Source organism: Blautia sp. An81, assembly GCF_002161285.1.
In the GTDB taxonomy this organism is placed as follows: Bacteria; Bacillota; Clostridia; order Lachnospirales; family Lachnospiraceae; genus Blautia; species Blautia ornithocaccae.
In genome coordinates, this window is the sequence record NZ_NFHH01000005.1 from 50,002 (window position 1) to 66,572 (window position 16,571).

Annotated in this window: 18 protein-coding genes and 1 pseudogene; 7 read left to right on the forward strand and 12 right to left on the reverse strand. The window is 43.2% G+C overall.

The window, feature by feature from the left end; all coding sequences use genetic code 11:
- Nucleotides 1-359 precede the first annotated feature (359 nt).
- The 3 genes from B5G33_RS06180 to B5G33_RS06190 all read right to left on the reverse strand — a co-directional run bounded on the left by B5G33_RS06180 (nucleotide 360) and on the right by B5G33_RS06190 (nucleotide 3,164).
- Nucleotides 360-983: a DUF47 domain-containing protein gene (locus B5G33_RS06180; RefSeq protein WP_087417061.1), complete on the reverse strand. Its 624-nt coding sequence runs from the start codon at nucleotides 981-983 to the stop codon at nucleotides 360-362.
- A gap of 11 nt (nucleotides 984-994) precedes the next feature.
- Nucleotides 995-2,047: an inorganic phosphate transporter gene (locus B5G33_RS06185; RefSeq protein WP_087417141.1), complete on the reverse strand. Its 1,053-nt coding sequence runs from the start codon at nucleotides 2,045-2,047 to the stop codon at nucleotides 995-997.
- 277 nt (nucleotides 2,048-2,324) lie between these two features.
- Nucleotides 2,325-3,164, reverse strand: coding sequence for a DegV family protein (locus B5G33_RS06190; RefSeq protein ID WP_087417062.1), 840 nt, complete (start codon nucleotides 3,162-3,164; stop codon nucleotides 2,325-2,327).
- 194 nt (nucleotides 3,165-3,358) lie between these two features.
- Between B5G33_RS06190 and B5G33_RS06195 the strand changes: the two genes are divergently transcribed.
- The 4 genes and pseudogenes from B5G33_RS06195 to B5G33_RS06205 form a co-directional block, all read left to right on the forward strand.
- On the forward strand, nucleotides 3,359-3,862 hold the full coding sequence (locus tag B5G33_RS06195) for a DUF5721 family protein (RefSeq protein ID WP_087273821.1): 504 nt from the start codon (nucleotides 3,359-3,361) through the stop codon (nucleotides 3,860-3,862).
- Between the two features lie 18 nt (nucleotides 3,863-3,880).
- Nucleotides 3,881-4,717 carry an NAD(+) diphosphatase gene (nudC, locus tag B5G33_RS06200; protein ID WP_087417063.1) on the forward strand — a complete coding sequence of 279 codons (837 nt, stop codon included), beginning with the start codon at nucleotides 3,881-3,883 and terminating at the stop codon, nucleotides 4,715-4,717.
- 24 nt (nucleotides 4,718-4,741) lie between these two features.
- Nucleotides 4,742-4,867, forward strand: a complete 126-nt coding sequence (locus tag B5G33_RS22205) for a hypothetical protein (protein WP_275532788.1) — start codon at nucleotides 4,742-4,744, stop codon at nucleotides 4,865-4,867.
- Nucleotides 4,819-5,565, forward strand: a pseudogene (locus B5G33_RS06205) (NAD(P)/FAD-dependent oxidoreductase); the annotation flags it as partial. The gene B5G33_RS22205 and the pseudogene B5G33_RS06205, both read left to right, overlap by 49 nt.
- Nucleotides 5,566-5,755: 190 nt before the next feature.
- Here the strand turns inward: B5G33_RS06205 and htpG are convergent.
- The 8 genes from htpG to B5G33_RS06245 form a co-directional block, all read right to left on the reverse strand.
- Nucleotides 5,756-7,843, reverse strand: coding sequence for a molecular chaperone HtpG (gene htpG / locus B5G33_RS06210; RefSeq protein WP_087417142.1), 2,088 nt, complete (start codon nucleotides 7,841-7,843; stop codon nucleotides 5,756-5,758).
- Nucleotides 7,844-7,977: 134 nt separating this feature from the next.
- Nucleotides 7,978-8,625 carry a class I SAM-dependent methyltransferase gene (locus B5G33_RS06215; protein WP_087417064.1) on the reverse strand — a complete coding sequence of 216 codons (648 nt, stop codon included), beginning with the start codon at nucleotides 8,623-8,625 and terminating at the stop codon, nucleotides 7,978-7,980.
- Nucleotides 8,626-8,703: 78 nt separating this feature from the next.
- The gene (locus tag B5G33_RS06220) at nucleotides 8,704-8,967 is read right to left on the reverse strand and encodes a glyoxalase (RefSeq protein ID WP_087273809.1); all 264 of its coding nucleotides are present in this window, start codon (nucleotides 8,965-8,967) and stop codon (nucleotides 8,704-8,706) included.
- 61 nt (nucleotides 8,968-9,028) lie between these two features.
- Nucleotides 9,029-9,706 carry an HAD family hydrolase gene (locus B5G33_RS06225; protein ID WP_087273806.1) on the reverse strand — a complete coding sequence of 226 codons (678 nt, stop codon included), beginning with the start codon at nucleotides 9,704-9,706 and terminating at the stop codon, nucleotides 9,029-9,031.
- Nucleotides 9,707-9,712: 6 nt separating this feature from the next.
- Nucleotides 9,713-10,297 carry a Maf family protein gene (locus B5G33_RS06230; protein WP_087417065.1) on the reverse strand — a complete coding sequence of 195 codons (585 nt, stop codon included), beginning with the start codon at nucleotides 10,295-10,297 and terminating at the stop codon, nucleotides 9,713-9,715.
- Nucleotides 10,298-10,449: 152 nt separating this feature from the next.
- The gene (locus tag B5G33_RS06235) at nucleotides 10,450-10,872 is read right to left on the reverse strand and encodes a flavodoxin (protein WP_087273802.1); all 423 of its coding nucleotides are present in this window, start codon (nucleotides 10,870-10,872) and stop codon (nucleotides 10,450-10,452) included.
- A 33-nt stretch (nucleotides 10,873-10,905) separates the two neighbouring features.
- Nucleotides 10,906-11,457 (reverse strand): DUF3793 family protein, encoded by a 552-nt coding sequence (locus B5G33_RS06240; protein WP_087273800.1) that lies wholly within the window; start codon nucleotides 11,455-11,457, stop codon nucleotides 10,906-10,908.
- The gene (locus B5G33_RS06245; protein ID WP_087273796.1) at nucleotides 11,447-11,746 is read right to left on the reverse strand and encodes a DUF2325 domain-containing protein; all 300 of its coding nucleotides are present in this window, start codon (nucleotides 11,744-11,746) and stop codon (nucleotides 11,447-11,449) included. Before B5G33_RS06245 ends, B5G33_RS06240 begins: the two co-directional genes overlap by 11 nt.
- Nucleotides 11,747-11,968: 222 nt before the next feature.
- Here B5G33_RS06245 and B5G33_RS06250 point away from each other — a divergent pair, with 222 nt between their 5' ends.
- The 3 genes from B5G33_RS06250 (at nucleotide 11,969) to B5G33_RS06260 (ending at nucleotide 15,094) form a co-directional block, all read left to right on the forward strand.
- Complete coding sequence (locus B5G33_RS06250) at nucleotides 11,969-12,778, forward strand: Cof-type HAD-IIB family hydrolase (RefSeq protein ID WP_087417066.1); 810 nt, start codon at nucleotides 11,969-11,971, stop codon at nucleotides 12,776-12,778.
- Between the two features lie 109 nt (nucleotides 12,779-12,887).
- A complete protein-coding gene (locus B5G33_RS06255; RefSeq protein ID WP_087273791.1) occupies nucleotides 12,888-13,322 on the forward strand; it encodes a hypothetical protein in 435 nt (144 codons plus the stop codon).
- Between the two features lie 182 nt (nucleotides 13,323-13,504).
- Nucleotides 13,505-15,094 (forward strand): potassium/proton antiporter, encoded by a 1,590-nt coding sequence (locus B5G33_RS06260; RefSeq protein ID WP_087273788.1) that lies wholly within the window; start codon nucleotides 13,505-13,507, stop codon nucleotides 15,092-15,094.
- Nucleotides 15,095-15,160: 66 nt separating this feature from the next.
- Here B5G33_RS06260 and pdxR read toward each other — a convergent pair whose 3' ends face one another.
- Nucleotides 15,161-16,567: a MocR-like pyridoxine biosynthesis transcription factor PdxR gene (pdxR, locus tag B5G33_RS06265; RefSeq protein ID WP_087417067.1), complete on the reverse strand. Its 1,407-nt coding sequence runs from the start codon at nucleotides 16,565-16,567 to the stop codon at nucleotides 15,161-15,163.
- Between the last annotated feature and the right edge of the window lie 4 nt (nucleotides 16,568-16,571).

A 16,571-nucleotide genomic window follows, 5' to 3' on the forward strand; every position in this document is an offset into this window, starting at 1 on the left:
CGTTTCACAAGTTGATGTGCACCTTTCTCATGCACTGGTTGTAAAGTTACCAACTTATAAAATTTGAGCTTCTAACTCAATCAATAATGCAGCCCTTGCTGCTGTCGGCAGTTGACCCGGCTGTCCGTATGGCCTTAACCCAAAGGGTGGTCAAAAAATATTTGCATGGAACCTCTGTCGAACTTTGTATCCCATAGCACTTCTACTATAAATGATTTTTCTTTCTTTGTCAATTCCCAGTTATCAAAACTCTCCTCTTTTTCTGCATGGTCAAAAACCCCGCATCTCCAGCAGAACTGCATCACCGGATATACGGGGTTTTAAGGTTTTCAGAAACTTTTTTCCTTCTGTTTCAGGGGTTATGAATTTTTCATTACAACACTTTCTACTGTATCCGCCACATGCTCGCAGGCATCTGCACATCTCTCCAGATAGATGTAAATCTCTCTCCAGACAATGATGTGAAGAGGATCGCTGCACTCTGTGTGGAGCTTTCTCATACTCTTCATAAACAGCCGGTCTGAGGTTTCCTCCAGATCATTAATCTCAATGATCCGATTCTTCATCTCCTTAGAATGGCGGAAATCAGAAAAGGTTTTCAAAAGGTCCCGGACTTTCTCACAGCACTGGATCACTACGTCTGTCATCTCCAGAGCATCCGGCTCAATTTCCTGAACATTGCCCATATAAATCCGCATCAATACATCTTCCACCTGATCGGTCATCGTATCAATATTCTGGCTTAACTCTACAATATCCTCCCGCTCAATAGGAGGAATAAATTCCTTTGCCAGCCTGTCCAGCATTTCATGCTTTTTCCCATCTGCCCTGTGTTCAATTTCATGAATCTCTTCCAGATATTTTTCCAGCTCCTGGGGTTTGAAATCTCCCAGAACCTTCCGCAGAAGGCTGGCTGCCTGGCAGGATTCTTCTGCACACGCTATAAAATTATCGAAGTAATATGCATCCTGTTTTCTTGCCATTTTTTATCCTCCTAAAAAATCATCATAAATATTTTTGCCATAATGAAACTGATCAGTCCGCAGCCCGGAAACGTAAAAATCCAGGTCAGCATCATATCCTTTACCACGCCGAAATTAATGGCAGACAGACGTTTCACTGCCCCAACGCCCATGATGGCGCTGGTCTTTGTATGGGTGGTAGACACCGGGATACCGGAAACGCTGGCCAGCAGCAAACAGAAGGCTCCTGCCAGGTCCGCGGAAAATCCCTGGAATTTTTCCAGCTTTACCATGTCCATTCCCACTGACTTGATGATCTTCTCACCGCCCACACTGGTTCCTACACCCATAACAATGGAGCAGAGCATCATCAGCCACACTGGGATCACCATTCCCTCTACACTGTTCTGTCCATTGCAGAAAGCCATGCCCAGGAATAAAACGCCGATAAACTTCTGTCCGTCCTGAGCTCCATGCATGAAACTCATAAAAGCAGCTCCGAAAATCTGTCCGTTTCGGAAAAAGGTATTTGTCCTTCTCCGGTCCATCCTTCCGCAGATAATGGTGATTCCCTTACAGATAACCCAACCCACGAAAAATCCCAGAGCCAGGCTCAGTACCAGACCATAAAGCACCTTTACCCATTCATTAAAATTGATGCCTCCGATGCCGCCCTGGACAGCAATGGCTGCTCCTGAAAGACCTGCGATCAGGCTGTGGCTTTCACTTGTAGGAATCCCGAATATAGAAGCCGCCACACTGTACACCACAATAGAAAATAATGCAGCACACAAAGCTACCAGAGCCTGGTCAGTCCTGCCTCCGAAATCAACCATATTGCTGATGGTAGAAGCCACAGAACTGTTGATGTGTGTCATGACCAGAACGCCCAGAAAGTTAAACACCGCACTCATCCAGATGGCGTGGCGTACATTCATACTGCGAGTACCGATACAAGTGGCAATGGCATTTGGCGCATCTGTCCATCCATTTACAAAGATAACTCCCAGAGTCAAGGCTACAGTAACAAGCATCACCGGATTCGAAATAACTGCCTGGCAAAAATAAGAAAATGATAAATCCATATATGCCTCTCCTTCTTCTTTTGTCTTATATTTTTCTTTTTTCCAGCAAAAAATGACAGAGGGAAGACTAATCATGCATAGCCATAAAGGCTTAGGCATCCTCATACTTTCTTTTTTTGTCTTCCTCCTGTCATTATATTTTACACAGATTTAATCCAAATATAACATTCAATCTTTTCATTGTCAACAGGACACATTATACAAAAAACCTGTTCCGTTTTCCCCCATCTTAGACGGTTTTCACGGAACAGGTTTTTCTTGAATTTTTTCTTGAATATCAGATAACTACGATAACGCCGCCGTCATTGGCATACATAGTGCTGACCCCTGCAGTATCCAGAAGCACTACATCTTTTACAGGAATCCTCTTTAATATGGCGTCTTTCACGATTTCTGCCCTGGCCGGACAATTGCAGTGGGTAATGCCCAATACTTTATTCTTGCTGTCCACAGCTCCCTTAGCCACGTAGTCTACCATCTTCACCAGGGCTTTGTTGATTCCTCTGGCCTGGTCAAGCTGGTCAATGGTTCCTTCAGGAGTAGAGCCCATTACTGGTTTGATCTTCAGGGCGCTGGCAACAAAAGCTTTTAAATTGCTGAGCCTTCCGTTCTTTCTCAGGGTCTCCAGATTTTCCAGAACAAAATAGGTGTTCTGAGACTCTATATATTTATTTACGGTCTCCACAGTTTCCTCAAACTCCATGCCTGCCTGCTCACATTCTTCAATCTTCAAAGCGATTAAAGTCTCTCCTACAGAAGCTGAACAGGAATCGAATACATGAATTTTTTTCTCCGGTTTATTCTCCAGGAGCAGGTTTCTTCCCAGTACAGCGCTGTTGTAAGAACCGCTGAGATTAGAGGAAAGAGTCACTGCATAAACATGTTCTGCATCACAGTCAAAGGCATCCATATATTTTTCCGGGGATGGACAGGAAGACTTTGGACAGTTGGGGCTGTCTGCAATCTTTTTCAGGAAATATGCCTGGTCAAAAGTTTCATCATCCACAATGTCCTCTCCGTCTACTGTCAGTGTAAGGGGAGCGCTTTCAATGTGCTCATCTGTTTTCCATCTCTCTAAAAGCTCTCCGCAGCTATCTATAATAATTTTATAACTCATTTTTCACAACCTCTTTATGTAGTTTTTAATACCATGTCTTATGATAACACACCTGATTCTATTTGAAAAGGTTTTTTCCGGGAAAACTCTAGGATTTTTTTCTCTTTTCGTTTATACTGTTATTGGTTCTGTTCAAAAAGGCTGTTCCTCTTTGAACAGTTCCAGAACTTATCAGAAATGAGGCCTGTATTTAAATGATTGCTGTAAAAATTCAGGATATTAAAGATTTCATGTCAAAGCTTTTGATCGGTAATGCCTTTGACTCCTTCTGGCTCAGCGAAGCATCTATTACCACTTCTGTGACTTACTCCATTGAAGGAAATCTCCATGAAGAGTTCTTTGACACAGAAGAGAACCAGCAGCTTCAGGAAGAACGGCGGAATTACGCTTTATGGAAAGATATCAAGCCTTTCTGCTTTTCTATAATAAGGGGAAAAAAGACTCCTCTTCATTTTAAGATCATATTCCGTCTTTCCAGCAAAAATACAGAAAAGCTGCTTCAGGGAAGCGGGCTTTCTTACACAACTGAAGAAATTTTTGGTCTGTTTTTAAATTTTCAGTATGACGGAGCCCATCTTACCTGTACCACAGGTACTTCTCTGAAGACCTTTACTCTGGACAAGTCCCTGGACCACGCCTGGGACGAGCTTGTCCTGAAATATTTTAAACAACAGCAGATTCTCTGGGAATCTGTATAGAAAACGGAGGTTATATCTATGATCCAGGATCTTGGCAGTCACTGCTATCATAACGAATACCGTCCGGTGCCTCCAAAGGGCGGGGACTGTATTCTTTTCTTTCAGGAGCGGAAAGTACTGGTAAAAATCACAGAAGATACTTTTTCCTTTCCTGATTTCCAGTATACTGGGGAATATTATCCCCGGATTTATAAATCTTATACCTATCTATTCTCCATTGATGGAAGGAATTATTATCTTACCCAAGAAGAATCTTTAGAAGCCCTTCCTGGTTATACTATGGAGGACATTATCATCTTCCGGAATCTGGGACCCCAGGTAAACGGCTTCGCCCTGATTACCGGTTATCAGCTTTACAACTGGTACTCCACCAGAAAATTCTGCGGAAAATGCGGACATTCTCTGATCCACGACACTAGAGAAAGGATGATGTACTGTCCTCACTGCAAAAACACCGAGTATCCCAAAATTTCTCCTGCTGTAATCGTAGCTGTGCGGAACGGAAACCGGCTTCTCATGTCTAAATATGCAGGAGGAACTGCCCGGCGCTACGCTCTTATCGCAGGTTTTGCAGAAATCGGGGAAACTTTAGAAGAAACGGTAAAGAGGGAAGTTATGGAGGAAGTGGGACTAAAGGTCAAAAATATCCGCTATTATAAAAGCCAGCCCTGGTCTCTGTCCAGCAGTCTCCTGATGGGATTCTACTGCGACCTGGACGGCAGCGACCACATCACTCTGGAGGAAGACGAGCTGTCTGAAGCAGAGTGGTTTGAAAGAGAGGATATTCCCTATGACGAATATGATGTGAGCCTGACACGGGAGATGATGATCCAGTTTAAGAAAGGGCTGGATTGATCTTAGCCAAATGGAGGAATTGCTATGCAGTACGATATTATCATTATAGGAGCCGGGCCAGGAGGAATCTATTCTGCCTATGAGCTCACAAAAGAACAACGGAATCTGTCTGCCGGCAGCTCTCCATCCCCACCCTTTCCAACCGGGTAGATCTGGGAGTCCGGGTAGAACTTCCGGCAGTAATCTTCTCTCATCTCACCGATGAGCTCTACGAAAGCAAGATTGTATACAGAACGGAAAAGTTTGAGGACAATGTCCGTACCTTCTGTATGAATCCCTATGGCATTGTAGTAAACGAAAATACTAACGGCATTATTACAGCCAACGGCCACAGTTATGAAGATGTCAATATGCGGACGGAAAACACTAACTTTGCCTTGCTGGTTTCCAAGCACTTTTCTGAGCCTTTCCGTGACAGCAACGGCTATGGAGAGAGTATTGCCCGGTTGTCCAACATGCTGGGAGGAGGAGTTATTGTCCAGCGCTTCGGAGATCTGATGCGAGGCCGGCGCAGTACTGCCCGCCGTATTGATGAAGGACTGGTGCGTCCTACCCTCAAAGCCACACCTGGAGACCTAAGCCTGGTACTGCCTAAACGAATTCTGGACGGTATCATCGAAATGATCCAGGCTCTGGATAAAATTGCTCCCGGCACTGCCAATGACGATACGCTCCTCTACGGCGTAGAAGTGAAATTTTATAATATGGAAGTCAAGATTGGTGAAAACCTGGAAAGTCCTTATAAAGGCCTTTATATCATTGGAGACGGCAGCGGCGTTACCCATTCCCTTTCCCACGCTTCTGCCTCAGGAGTCTATGTAGCCAGACATATATTAGAACATTTATAAATTTTTGCTTTCCAGATATAAGTACCCTCAGTGTACAAGGGACCAAACGGCCCCTTGCACACTGAGGGTAAACAGAAATTTCCACAAAAAACGCTCTGAGATTCTTCTCCTACACGAAATTTTCGCGTTTAGAAAAACTCTCAGAGCATTCTTTTTCTCTGTCAGGCATTTTATAGCCTGTTTTATGAATTTATTGAGCCAGCTTCAGCATGATCTCATTGCTTCTGGCAACAAATTTTGTCATTTCTTCAGGAGTGAGCTGTCTGTGGCTGAGCAGAGCCAGGTCATAGAGCTGCTCACAGAACATCTGGATATTCTCTCCATCCTTGTGCTCCAGTACATACTGTACCAGCTTGTTTTTGGCATTTAATACCAGTGTCTCCTGTCCGCCGAACATAGATGGGTCCATGCCATACATGTTGTACATTTTCATCATTTCCTGCATACGGCGGCTTTCTTCGGAAATCGTCATCATAGAAGATACATTCTCATTTTTCAGATTTTCTACCTTTACTGTCAGGTTTTCCTTATTCAGGGCCTTCTTGAAGATTTCTGACAGTTCTTTGGTCTCCTCTTCCAGATTCTTTCCATCCTCTTCCTTTACCGCTTCAGATACATCGGCATCAATACGAAGGAATCTTACATTCTCCTTTGACTGCTCAACGTGAGAGATAAAAGGGGAGTCAATGTTGTGTTTCAGGATTACTGCATCCAGCCCCTGTTCCTTAAACATGTTAATATACTGGCTCTGCTGCACTTCATCTGTCACATAATAGATGTTTATCTTTTCAGGCTCTTTTTTAGCTTCTTCCACAGCTTCTTTCGCTGTCTCCTCTTTATTCTCTTCAGTTACCTGTTCCTGCTCTTCCTTTACCTCTTCTTCTGTTTTCTCAGGCGTATTTTCTTTGATGCAATCCTCCAGTGTAAGGTATTTTCCATCCAGGTTCTTATAGAGGATATAATCCATCATTCTCTCAGAGAATTTGCTGTCTTTAATGCAGCCAAACTTGATAAACGGGCTGATATCGTCCCAGTATTTCTCATAATTTTCTCTGTCAGTCTTGCACATTCCAGTAAGCTTATCTGCTACCTTCTTGCTGATATAGTCAGAAATCTTCTTCACAAATCCATCATTCTGAAGCGCGCTTCTGGATACGTTCAAAGGCAGATCCGGACAGTCGATAACACCCTTTAACAGCATAAGGAACTCCGGGATCACCTCTTTAATATTATCAGCTATGAATACCTGGTTGTTATACAGTTTAATAGTTCCCTCAATAGATTCATACTCCATATTGATCTTCGGGAAATACAGAATACCCTTTAAGTTAAAAGGATAATCCATATTCAGATGGATCCAGAACAGAGGCTCTTTATAGTCCATAAAGACTTTCCGGTAAAACTCTTTGTATTCCTCTTCTGTACACTCATTGGGATGCTTCATCCACAGAGGATGGGTGTCGCTTAAAGAAACCGGGCGCTTGTTGATCTTCACCATATCTCTGGCAGGAGAAACTTCTACCGTCTCTTTTTCACCTTTGTCATTCTCTTTTTCTTCTGTCTTGGCATCTTCGTGGATATGTTCTACAACCACGTCATCTTCTCTCAGTTCAGACTCTTCAATGGTCTCATATTCCTGAGGGGCATTGGCTTTGGAAAGGAAGATTTCCACAGGCATGAAAGAACAGTATTTTTCAATGATTTCTCTCATTCTATACTCATTGGCAAACTCCAGGCTGTCCTCATTTAAGAACAGGGTAATCTCTGTACCTACCTGAGTACGGTTTCCTTCTCCCATTTCATATTCGGTGCCGCCGTCACATTCCCAGTGAACAGGGGCAGCCCCTTCTTTATAAGAAAGAGTATCAATATGCACCTCATCAGCAACCATAAATGCAGAATAGAATCCCAGTCCAAAATGGCCGATGATCTGATCGTCATTGGTCTTGTCTTTGTATTTTTCCAGAAACTCTGTAGCACCTGAGAAGGCGATCTGGGTAATATATTCTTCTACCTCATCAGCAGTCATACCAAGACCCGTATCAATAAACTTCAGAGTTTTCTCTTCCGGATTTACGATAACTTCGATTTTATTCTTATGACCTTCCGGGAAAGTATAGTCTCCCATAACCTCCAGTTTTTTCAGCTTTGTAATGGCGTCGCAGCCATTAGAAATCATCTCACGGACAAAAATGTCATGATCAGAATACAGCCATTTTTTAATGATTGGAAAAATATTGTCACTATTAATTGATAAAGTACCACGCTTATTAGCCATGATAAATCCATCTCCTTTTTCTTCTTTTAGCATTGGGACCTCTACACTTGCCCCGTCTAAAGAACATATTAATACCCAAAATCTGAAAAGTCAAGAAAAAATTAGCACTCATTTTTCATGAGTGCTAATAATTCTTATTTCTTTTCTACTTTCTGTGCTACAATAAAGATATTCGGAGGATTCTGATGGAGGTTTACAATCTCCAGAATCAGAAAACCATGTTTCTGGATTTTCCGCATAAGGCCAATAGGCGTTTCAAAAGAAACATAGGGCATCAGGCCCAGCTTGCTTTTCCAGAATTTCTCCACGGCCACAGGAGAAAAGTTTCTCGCCAGACAGTCCGTAGCAGAGATAAAAATTCCTCCTGGTTTCAGAAGATCATGAATCCTTCTGAGAACTTCATCCTGATTCTTCATATAAAGCAGTACATTATAGGCTGTCACTGCATCATAACTCTCCGCTTTTTCTTTTAGTTCCATAAGGTCCTTTTTCACAAAATGGATATTGTTTTTTCCAGCTTTCCCGGCTTTTTCTTTAGCCTTGTCCATCATATCTTTTGATGTATCTATGGCTGTAATTTCCTTAACATAGCCGGCAAGAGGAATCGTAGCGTTTCCCGTACCGCAGCCAATCTCCAACACGATATCTTCCTTATCTAAAAAACGTGCCGAGCGCTTCACTGTTTTTTTATAAGCGCTTTTATATTCCGGGATCACCTGAGCATCATATACTTTTGAACGCCCGTTCCAAAATTTCTGGCTGTCCTGCCTGTTACTTTTCATGGTCTCACTCCTGTTCCTGGTTTATCATTATTTCGTCTGTACCTATCTTGACCACTTCTTATTTCTGCTTTCCGCAGCCTACCCCTCAACGATCAGATATCCTCCTCCCGGCAAAGGAAATACCTCGCTGGATTCCTCCAATTCTTCATCGGACATTCCATCCACGTCCATACCGCTTTCCTCAAAATATTCCCGTACTTCTTTCAGAGAATCCACTACCTCAGCCATGCAGTCCTCCAGAAAGGCCTCTGCCTCTTCCATAGTCTCTGCAACCGGCTCGGAAAAAAGCTGTCCCTGGTTTTTCAAAAAGGTTAAAATGCATTCATCGCTGTATTCGTTCATTCTCATTTCCTCCCTTATATTTTGTATGTATGCAGTGGTTTTTATCCCCATTCTCTTTCTGTTATAATTTCTGATTTTCTCTAGATTTCTTTAAAAATTCCAAAATCTGAGCCGGCCTGTCCACAATCAGGTCCGCTCTATGCTCCTCCAGTTCTTTTCTGGGTCTAAATCCCCAAGTCACACCAATAGTAAACATTCCCGCGCCATGTCCGGTCTCCATATCTGTATCCGTATCTCCCAGGTACAGACATTCCTGAGGTTCTACAGAAAATTCCTCTGCAATAGTCAGTGCTCCTATGGGGGAAGGTTTTCTTGGCACCTTTTCCGTCTGTCCCTGGACTTTATGGAACATCTCCTGTCCGAAAATTTTTTCCACTACCTCCACAGCAGCTTCATGGGGCTTATTAGAAAGAACAGCTATCTTCATCCCTTCTTTTTTCAGCTCCTCCAACATCTCTATAATCCCTTCAAAAGGCTTCACATGGTAAAACGGATCTTCCGCAAACCATTTTCTGTACAGTCTGCGGACCTGCTCATAATCTGCTTTGTCGCCTCCGGGTACAGCGGCAAGCATCCTCCGCACCAATTCATCGGCTCCGTTTCCCGCGTAAAAATTATAATCCTCTACCGGAATAGGGGGCAGATGAAAATGGGCCAGGGTTCGATTTCCCACATAAGCAATAGACTCTACTGTATCAGCAATGGTTCCATCCAAATCAAAAATACAGGCTTTATACATGTCTTCTCACTCCCTAATCTGAATTCCCATAGTTTTCATTTCCTGGTAGAGCCTTGCCACCGGCAGCCCTACTACATTGTTATAATCGCCCTGTATCTCCCGGACAAAAACCGCGCCTTTCCCCTGAATGCCATAGGCGCCGGCCTTGTCCATAGGCTCGCCGCTGTGAACATAATCCTGTATTTCCCTGTCTGACATTGGATAAAAACTTACCTGAGAGGACTCATGAAAAGTAAGGGTCTGAACATTTTCTCCTTCTCTGCTCATGACCGTTACCCCGGTAAATACCTGATGAGACCTTCCGCGAAGCATAGAAAGCATTTTGACAGCATCCTCTTGGGAACTGGGCTTCCCCAGAATTTTTCCATCCAGAGTCACAATCGTGTCTGCTCCGATCACAGTCACATCATCTTTCTGTTCAGAAAAAATCTCCCGGCATTTCCCCAAAGATAATTCTTCTACTGCCTCTCCCGGGTCTGTCTTTGTGATTTTCTCCTCTCCTTTTGCCGGACAGACTTCAAACACAGCGCCAATCTGTTCCAATAGCTCCCGACGCCGGGGAGAAGCGCTTGCAAGTATGATTTTTCTCATGTCATGCTCCTTTTGTATTTCTCTGTTTCTTTGCTTTTAAGTATAGCCTGTCTCTGAAAGGTATGCAACTAAAAAATCAGAGACCTTACAGCAAGCTGCAGGATCTCTGATTCTTTATTTCTATCAAAACTGTTCGTTAACCTTCTGGGATATTACTGGGCCAGGGTCTTTCCCAGATTTCTGCAGGCCTCTTTTGCCTCGTCATCTGGCTCTTCGTTGCAGATCACGCCATCCTGTATCAAATTTGCTCCCGCTTCTTTGCAGGAGGCTTCCCAGTTCCGCATCCATTCACCGTCTCCCCAGCCATATGAGCCGAAAAGGCCGATTTTCTTTCCTGACAAGCCGTTTTTGCAGTCATCGAACATTGGTGCAAATTCTGTATCTTCCAGTTCTTCGTCACCCATAGAAGGGCAGCCAAAAGCAATGGCGTCATATTCTGCCATCTTATCACCGGAGAAAGCCGCTGCTTCAAACACCTCTGCTTCTGCTCCTGCATCTTTCATTCCCTGTTCTACTTCCTGAGCCATAGCCTCTGTATTTCCTGTTCCACTCCAGTATACAACTGCTGTTTTCATAGTATATACCTCTCTTTAAAATTATTTTGTATGCTAAGCAGCCACGATCAGCTGCCTCACAGGCTTTCCTGCCAGAAACAGTCTCTGATAAACTTCTTCGCATTTTTTAAATTTGCAGAAGGTCTTCATGGCAGAACATTCATCACAATACACTTTCCAGCATCCACAGCACTTACAGTTCTTTCCCTGATTCACCATAAATCCCCAGACGTCATCTTCAGGGTATCCCAGGAAAAGGCCTACCTCATGGGGGAACTCTCCCTCGTCTCCCATTCTGTCTTTCAGGATTTCAATAGCTTCCTCTGCAGTCTCATAGCAATATCCCTGAGTCTTTAAAATTGCTCTGGTCTTTTCCCTTTTCAGCTCCTCATCCAGCTTTCCAACTCGAAAAACATACAGGAGGGCTCTGTGTCCGTTTACTTTCATCACATGAAGATCCAGGCCTTTTTCCTGAAAAATTTTTCTCCACTGAGAAAGGACTTCACGGAACTCCTCTTCTTTTTCCCAGGGATACCAGAAAAGATTTGCAGTCTTCAGTCCTGCTAGTGTAGGGGCGCTGTGCCTTATCAGAAACTTATCCAGCATTTACCTGCCCTCCTTTAATATCTTCCAGAACCGACTGAAGAGCTGATGTGCTGCTTCTGTGGATCCTGACAATCGGTATATTATTTCTCTTTGCCTCCTGAGAAGCATTCATAACCATTTTATGAGAAACTGTGTTTGTAAATAAAAGAAGCAGATCCGGACAGCCCATCTTTTTCTTGATGGAGCCATGCTCCTTTACAAAAACCTTTGCCTTACATCCATAGTCCTGACAGAGGTTTTCATATCTTGTTACCATTCTCTCATTGCCGCCTATAATTACAATACTCATATGGAATCGCTCCTTTCTGGTTAGCTTTTTCTAACTCCCTATGGAAAAAGAAAACGGATCCTCTATCCGTTTCATATTCCTTAAATTAATTTTATTTGATTAGTTTTAACTAACTATCATATTACTTGCTTTTTCTCTTCCTGTCAACAGGTTTTTAAAATTTGACGGAAAATTTTTCATATGCTAAACTAAAACCATTGTACAGATATAAGGAGGCTCCCAATGAAAATTTTATTCACCGATTTAGACGGTACTCTCCTGAACCGGGACAAGAAAATATCTTCTGAAAATCTGGAGGCCATCGATTATGCCTCACGCCAGGGGAACATAACTGTAATCTCTACCGGACGCTCCCTTTCTTCCGCCCTGCCTTATATAGAAGAGCTGGCATCCGTTCAAAAGCAGTCCTATGCCATAACCTACAACGGAGGCCTGATCTACGATTGTACCTCTCAGAAAATACTCTATAAGAAAACAATCCCTCTTCCTTATGTTCAGTATATTTTTCAGCAGGCGAAAAAATTCCATATTCATTGTCAGACTTATGAGGATGGATATGTACTGGCAGCAACAGACAGTGAGGAGCTGCGAGAATATGCTGCCCATACCAGTATGCCTGTCCGCATCCTCCCGGACCCTCCAGGAGAAATGACGAAAGAACCTTTCAAAATCCTTACTTCCTGCCTTCATGGCCGAGAGCATCATCAGGCATACCGCCGTTCTCTGGAGGATTGGTCAAAAGATAAAATTTCACTGTTTTTCTCCAGTGATTATTATCTGGAACATGTACCTTTAGGAGTGTCCAAAGGCAATGCCATCCATATACTCTGCCAGCTTCTGAATGTCCCCATAGAAAACACTTATGCGGCAGGTGATGCAGAAAATGACATAGCCATGCTGAAAGCAGCTCATACAGGTATTGCCATGGCAAATGGCACAGCAGAAGTCAAAAAAGTGGCTGATTACATCACAAAATCCGATAATAATCACGGCGGAATCCGTGAAATCATTAAAAACTTTATAGAAAATTAATGAAAACCCCTTCCATTCTTCTTATAAGTTGGATTATAATAGAGAAAATATTATTAGACGGGTAGTTGCATTACAAATGTCTGAATTGTAAAGAAAGGATTTAGAGAATATGGGAAATTTTGGCAAAAAACTTTTAGGTGCAGGGGCTCTTGGAGCCGCTGCAGGCGCAGCAGTTTATTACTTCGTAAAAAAGAAAAGCGAAGATCCTGATCTCCAGGAGGAATTTGCAGATTTTCAGGATAATATTAAGGAAACTGCCGCCTCAGCGGTCAATGTTGCCTCCCGGCTGAAAGACGTTGTAGAAAAATCTGTGGATAATGCGGTAAGTAAGGTAAAAGAGCACACCGATGATTTCGTTGACGATGACATCTTTGAAGAAGAAGAGTCTTTTTCCTCAGCAGCATCTGAAGTCGCTGAAGAAGTAAAAGAGGCTGGAAAGGAAGCCGTATCTGATGCAGCTGAGACTGTAGAAAAGGCAGCGGAAAAGGTAGAAGAAACCGCAGAAAATATTAAAGAAGCAGTTGATGATTCAAAAGAGTCATAAACTGTTGATGCATTTGTGCAAATATCATACTTTATTGGCCGCAAAGGGGCGGCCTCTCTTGAAGGAGTAACTTTTAATCCGTAGTTTTTGGGAGTTTTGTGGTAAAACACGCAGATAAGACTTCGATTATTTTCCTGCTGTTTCACCATAAATCTCCCTTTTTTTGTAAAGGAGGAATGCTTTTGAATGAAGTATTACTGTTAGTTGGAATTGTAATTATGATCTGTATCCTTTTAGGACGTTTTGCTGAAAATCTTCCTGTTCCTTCCCTTCTGATTTTTATAGGATTAGGCATGTTTTTCGGAGCAAACGGTCCCATTGGAATACAGTTTGATGACTATTCTGTGTCCGAGAGTATCTGTACTATCTGTTTGATATTCATTATGTTCTATGGAGGCTTTGGCACCAATATTGCTTCCGCCAGGCCTGTTCTGGGAAAATCTCTCTGTTTATCTACCCTGGGGGTTATTCTTACCGCCGGCTTTACCGGAGCTTTTATACATTTCGTTCTCCGTCTATCCTGGACGGAAAGTATCCTTATCGGAAGCGTGATCGCTTCCACAGATGCGGCCTCAGTCTTTAACATACTCCGTTCCCAAAGCCTGGCTCTAAAAGACAATACAGCTTCTCTTTTAGAGGTAGAATCCGGCTCCAACGACCCGATTTCCTATATGCTGACTCTGGTTCTGATCTCTGTTATAACAGGTGAAAAAATCTCAGTTCCTCTTATGCTGTTTCAGCAGATCTTTTTCGGTCTGGCAGGGGGATTTCTCATCGGCTGGATTGGTATCCTGCTGCTTCGCCACTTTAATTTTGAGATGGAACAAGGCCGGACAATCTTTGTGTTTGCCGTAGCGCTTACTGCTTACGCTCTTCCTTCTCTTCTGGGAGGAAATGGCTATCTCAGTGTATATTTAAGCGGTATTTTAATGGGAAATTATTACATACCTGATAAAAAATATCTGGTCCACTTTTTCGACACCATCACAGGGATTTCTCAGATGATCATATTTTTCCTTCTGGGACTTCTGGTCACACCTGCTCAGTTAGGACCGGTACTGATCCCCGCCATTCTCATTATGGTTTTCCTTACTCTGATGGGAAGGCCCTTAAGCGTCCTTCTCATCCTGGCGCCTTTCCGGTCATCTTTTCGGCAGATTGGCGTCACCGCCTGGTCCGGACTTCGAGGTGTTGCTTCCATTGTGTTTTCCATTCTGGTAGTGCTTAATGATGTACCAATGAAATACAATATTTTTAACCTGGTCTTCTGTATTGTCCTGATGTCTATTGCTATACAGGGAACCCTTCTTCCCTGGGTATCCGAAAAACTGCAGATGATCGATCTCCACGGAAATGTGGAACGGACTTTTAATGACTATCAGGAATCCACAGACGTAAGTTTCATAAAGATTTCCGTAAAAGAAGGTGACCGTCTGTCTCACTGTCTGGTAAAAGATGCCTCTTTTCCTTCCGGACTGCTGATCGTCATGATTGTTCGTGGTACAGAGAGCATTGTTCCAAACGGAAATACAGAAATCCTGCCGGGGGATCTTCTGGTGGTGGCTGCCCCTGAGTTTGAAGACAGAAAAAACCTGTCTCTCTATGAAAATGTCATCCGTCCAAATCATCCATGGCTGAACAAGCCTCTGAGGAAAATTTCTATTCCTGCAGGCTGTCTTATTGTTCTTATTTTAAGAGACGGAACTTCTATTATTCCTGAAGGGAAAGATGTACTCCGGGAGGGTGATATCATCGTTACTGCAAGATTTTAAAAAGAAGCTGCCGCATTTTATGTGTAAATATTCCTTACATACAAAATGCGCAGCTTCTTTTCTGTTTTAGTTTTCCCATATCTTTTTTAGGCTTTTCATGGCCTTTTCAATATCTTCTTCTCTCAAAGTAGCATAGCCCAATAGAACCATATTTTCCTCTTTTGACGTCTTTTGTATCCGATATTCAGACACTCCATAAACCTTAATTCCAGATTCTTTTGCCCGGAAAACAGCTTCTTGTTCTGTCAGCCCGTTACAGAATTCCACCAGCAGATGAACTCCTGCATTTTCTCCGGAAAAAGTGCATATATGGGACATGTCTTTCAGGCATTTTACCATAAGATCATGTTTATTTTTATAAACAGCCCGCATACGATTTAAATGTCTCTCATAGTATCCTTCTCTGAGAAACAATTCCAAAATCTTCTGGTCTGTTCTGGATACAGTTACGGAAAAAAGATGTTCCAAAGACAGATACGTGTTCATCAGCTCCCGGGGAAGGACCATATAACTGACTCTGACAGAGGGCGCCAGAGATTTGGAAAAGGTCCCCAGATAGATCACACAGCCTTTCTGGTCAAATCCGAAAAGAGCCGGGATGGGCTGGCCTTTATAGCGGAATTCACTGTCATAATCGTCCTCGATAATATATCTTCCCTCCCTGGCTCCGGCCCATTTCAGGAGCTCCGTCCTCCGCTTCAGGGGCATGACCATTCCCATGGGAAATTGATGGGAGGGCATTACATAAACCGTATCCGCCTCTGTTTTTTCCAGCTCCTCTATAAGGATTCCCTGTTCATCCTGTCCTACCGGCAAAATGTGGCTGCCCATATGGAGGAAATCGTAGTAGGCGCTCAGATAAGTTGGATTTTCCATGGCGATCTTCCGATTTTTCCCCAGTATCACCCAGAGGAGCATAAGAAGATAATCATTTCCTGCCCCTATAATAATCTGACCTGGGTCGCAGTCTACACCTCTGGCACTATGAAGATATTCTGCCACCGCCTGTCGGATCCCAGGTTCTCCACAAGGGTCTCCCAGCTGAAAAAGACTGTCTCCTTCCTGTGAAAGGACCTCCCTGGACAGTTTCCGCCAGATATTATGGGGAAATCCTCCCGGTGCAATACCATTCAGCGCAAAGTCCCACCTGTAAACAGTATCGGATGGCTTTTGTCCAGAATTTACTTCTGGAAATTCCTTTTTCTTTCTGTCGAAATAAATGCCTTCCATCTGGCACACATAGTAGCCTTTACAGGGAACAGATTCTATATATCCCTCTGCCAGCAGCTGGTCATAAGCCATATCCACAGTGCTTCTGCTAATGCAGAGATTTTTCGCCAAAATGCGGGAAGAAGGCAGTTTTTCTCCTGCCTTCATCTTTCCCTTTTGTATTTCATTTTTTATATGATCATAAATCTGCCGGTACATAGGAAACCGGCTGTCCTCTTTCAGAGGAATCAGCAAATCATTCATCTTC

Excerpts from the sequence above, each read along its gene's own strand:
- B5G33_RS06230 (WP_087417065.1), bottom strand. The coding sequence starts at position 10,297 with ATGAGAAAAATCATACTTGCAAGCGCTTCTCCCCGGCGTCGGGAGCTA.
- B5G33_RS06180 (WP_087417061.1), bottom strand. The coding sequence starts at position 983 with ATGGCAAGAAAACAGGATGCATATTACTTCGATAATTTTATAGCGTGT.
- htpG (WP_087417142.1), bottom strand. The coding sequence starts at position 7,843 with ATGGCTAATAAGCGTGGTACTTTATCAATTAATAGTGACAATATTTTT.
- B5G33_RS06195 (WP_087273821.1), top strand. The coding sequence starts at position 3,359 with ATGATTGCTGTAAAAATTCAGGATATTAAAGATTTCATGTCAAAGCTT.
- B5G33_RS22205 (WP_275532788.1), top strand. The coding sequence starts at position 4,742 with ATGCAGTACGATATTATCATTATAGGAGCCGGGCCAGGAGGAATCTAT.
- B5G33_RS06235 (WP_087273802.1), bottom strand. The coding sequence starts at position 10,872 with ATGAAAACAGCAGTTGTATACTGGAGTGGAACAGGAAATACAGAGGCT.
- B5G33_RS06240 (WP_087273800.1), bottom strand. The coding sequence starts at position 11,457 with ATGCTGGATAAGTTTCTGATAAGGCACAGCGCCCCTACACTAGCAGGA.
- B5G33_RS06185 (WP_087417141.1), bottom strand. The coding sequence starts at position 2,047 with ATGGATTTATCATTTTCTTATTTTTGCCAGGCAGTTATTTCGAATCCG.
- B5G33_RS06225 (WP_087273806.1), bottom strand. The coding sequence starts at position 9,706 with ATGTATAAAGCCTGTATTTTTGATTTGGATGGAACCATTGCTGATACA.
- B5G33_RS06250 (WP_087417066.1), top strand. The coding sequence starts at position 11,969 with ATGAAAATTTTATTCACCGATTTAGACGGTACTCTCCTGAACCGGGAC.
- B5G33_RS06220 (WP_087273809.1), bottom strand. The coding sequence starts at position 8,967 with ATGAACGAATACAGCGATGAATGCATTTTAACCTTTTTGAAAAACCAG.
- pdxR (WP_087417067.1), bottom strand. The coding sequence starts at position 16,567 with ATGAATGATTTGCTGATTCCTCTGAAAGAGGACAGCCGGTTTCCTATG.
- B5G33_RS06245 (WP_087273796.1), bottom strand. The coding sequence starts at position 11,746 with ATGAGTATTGTAATTATAGGCGGCAATGAGAGAATGGTAACAAGATAT.
- B5G33_RS06215 (WP_087417064.1), bottom strand. The coding sequence starts at position 8,625 with ATGAAAAGTAACAGGCAGGACAGCCAGAAATTTTGGAACGGGCGTTCA.
- B5G33_RS06255 (WP_087273791.1), top strand. The coding sequence starts at position 12,888 with ATGGGAAATTTTGGCAAAAAACTTTTAGGTGCAGGGGCTCTTGGAGCC.
- B5G33_RS06190 (WP_087417062.1), bottom strand. The coding sequence starts at position 3,164 with ATGAGTTATAAAATTATTATAGATAGCTGCGGAGAGCTTTTAGAGAGA.
- nudC (WP_087417063.1), top strand. The coding sequence starts at position 3,881 with ATGATCCAGGATCTTGGCAGTCACTGCTATCATAACGAATACCGTCCG.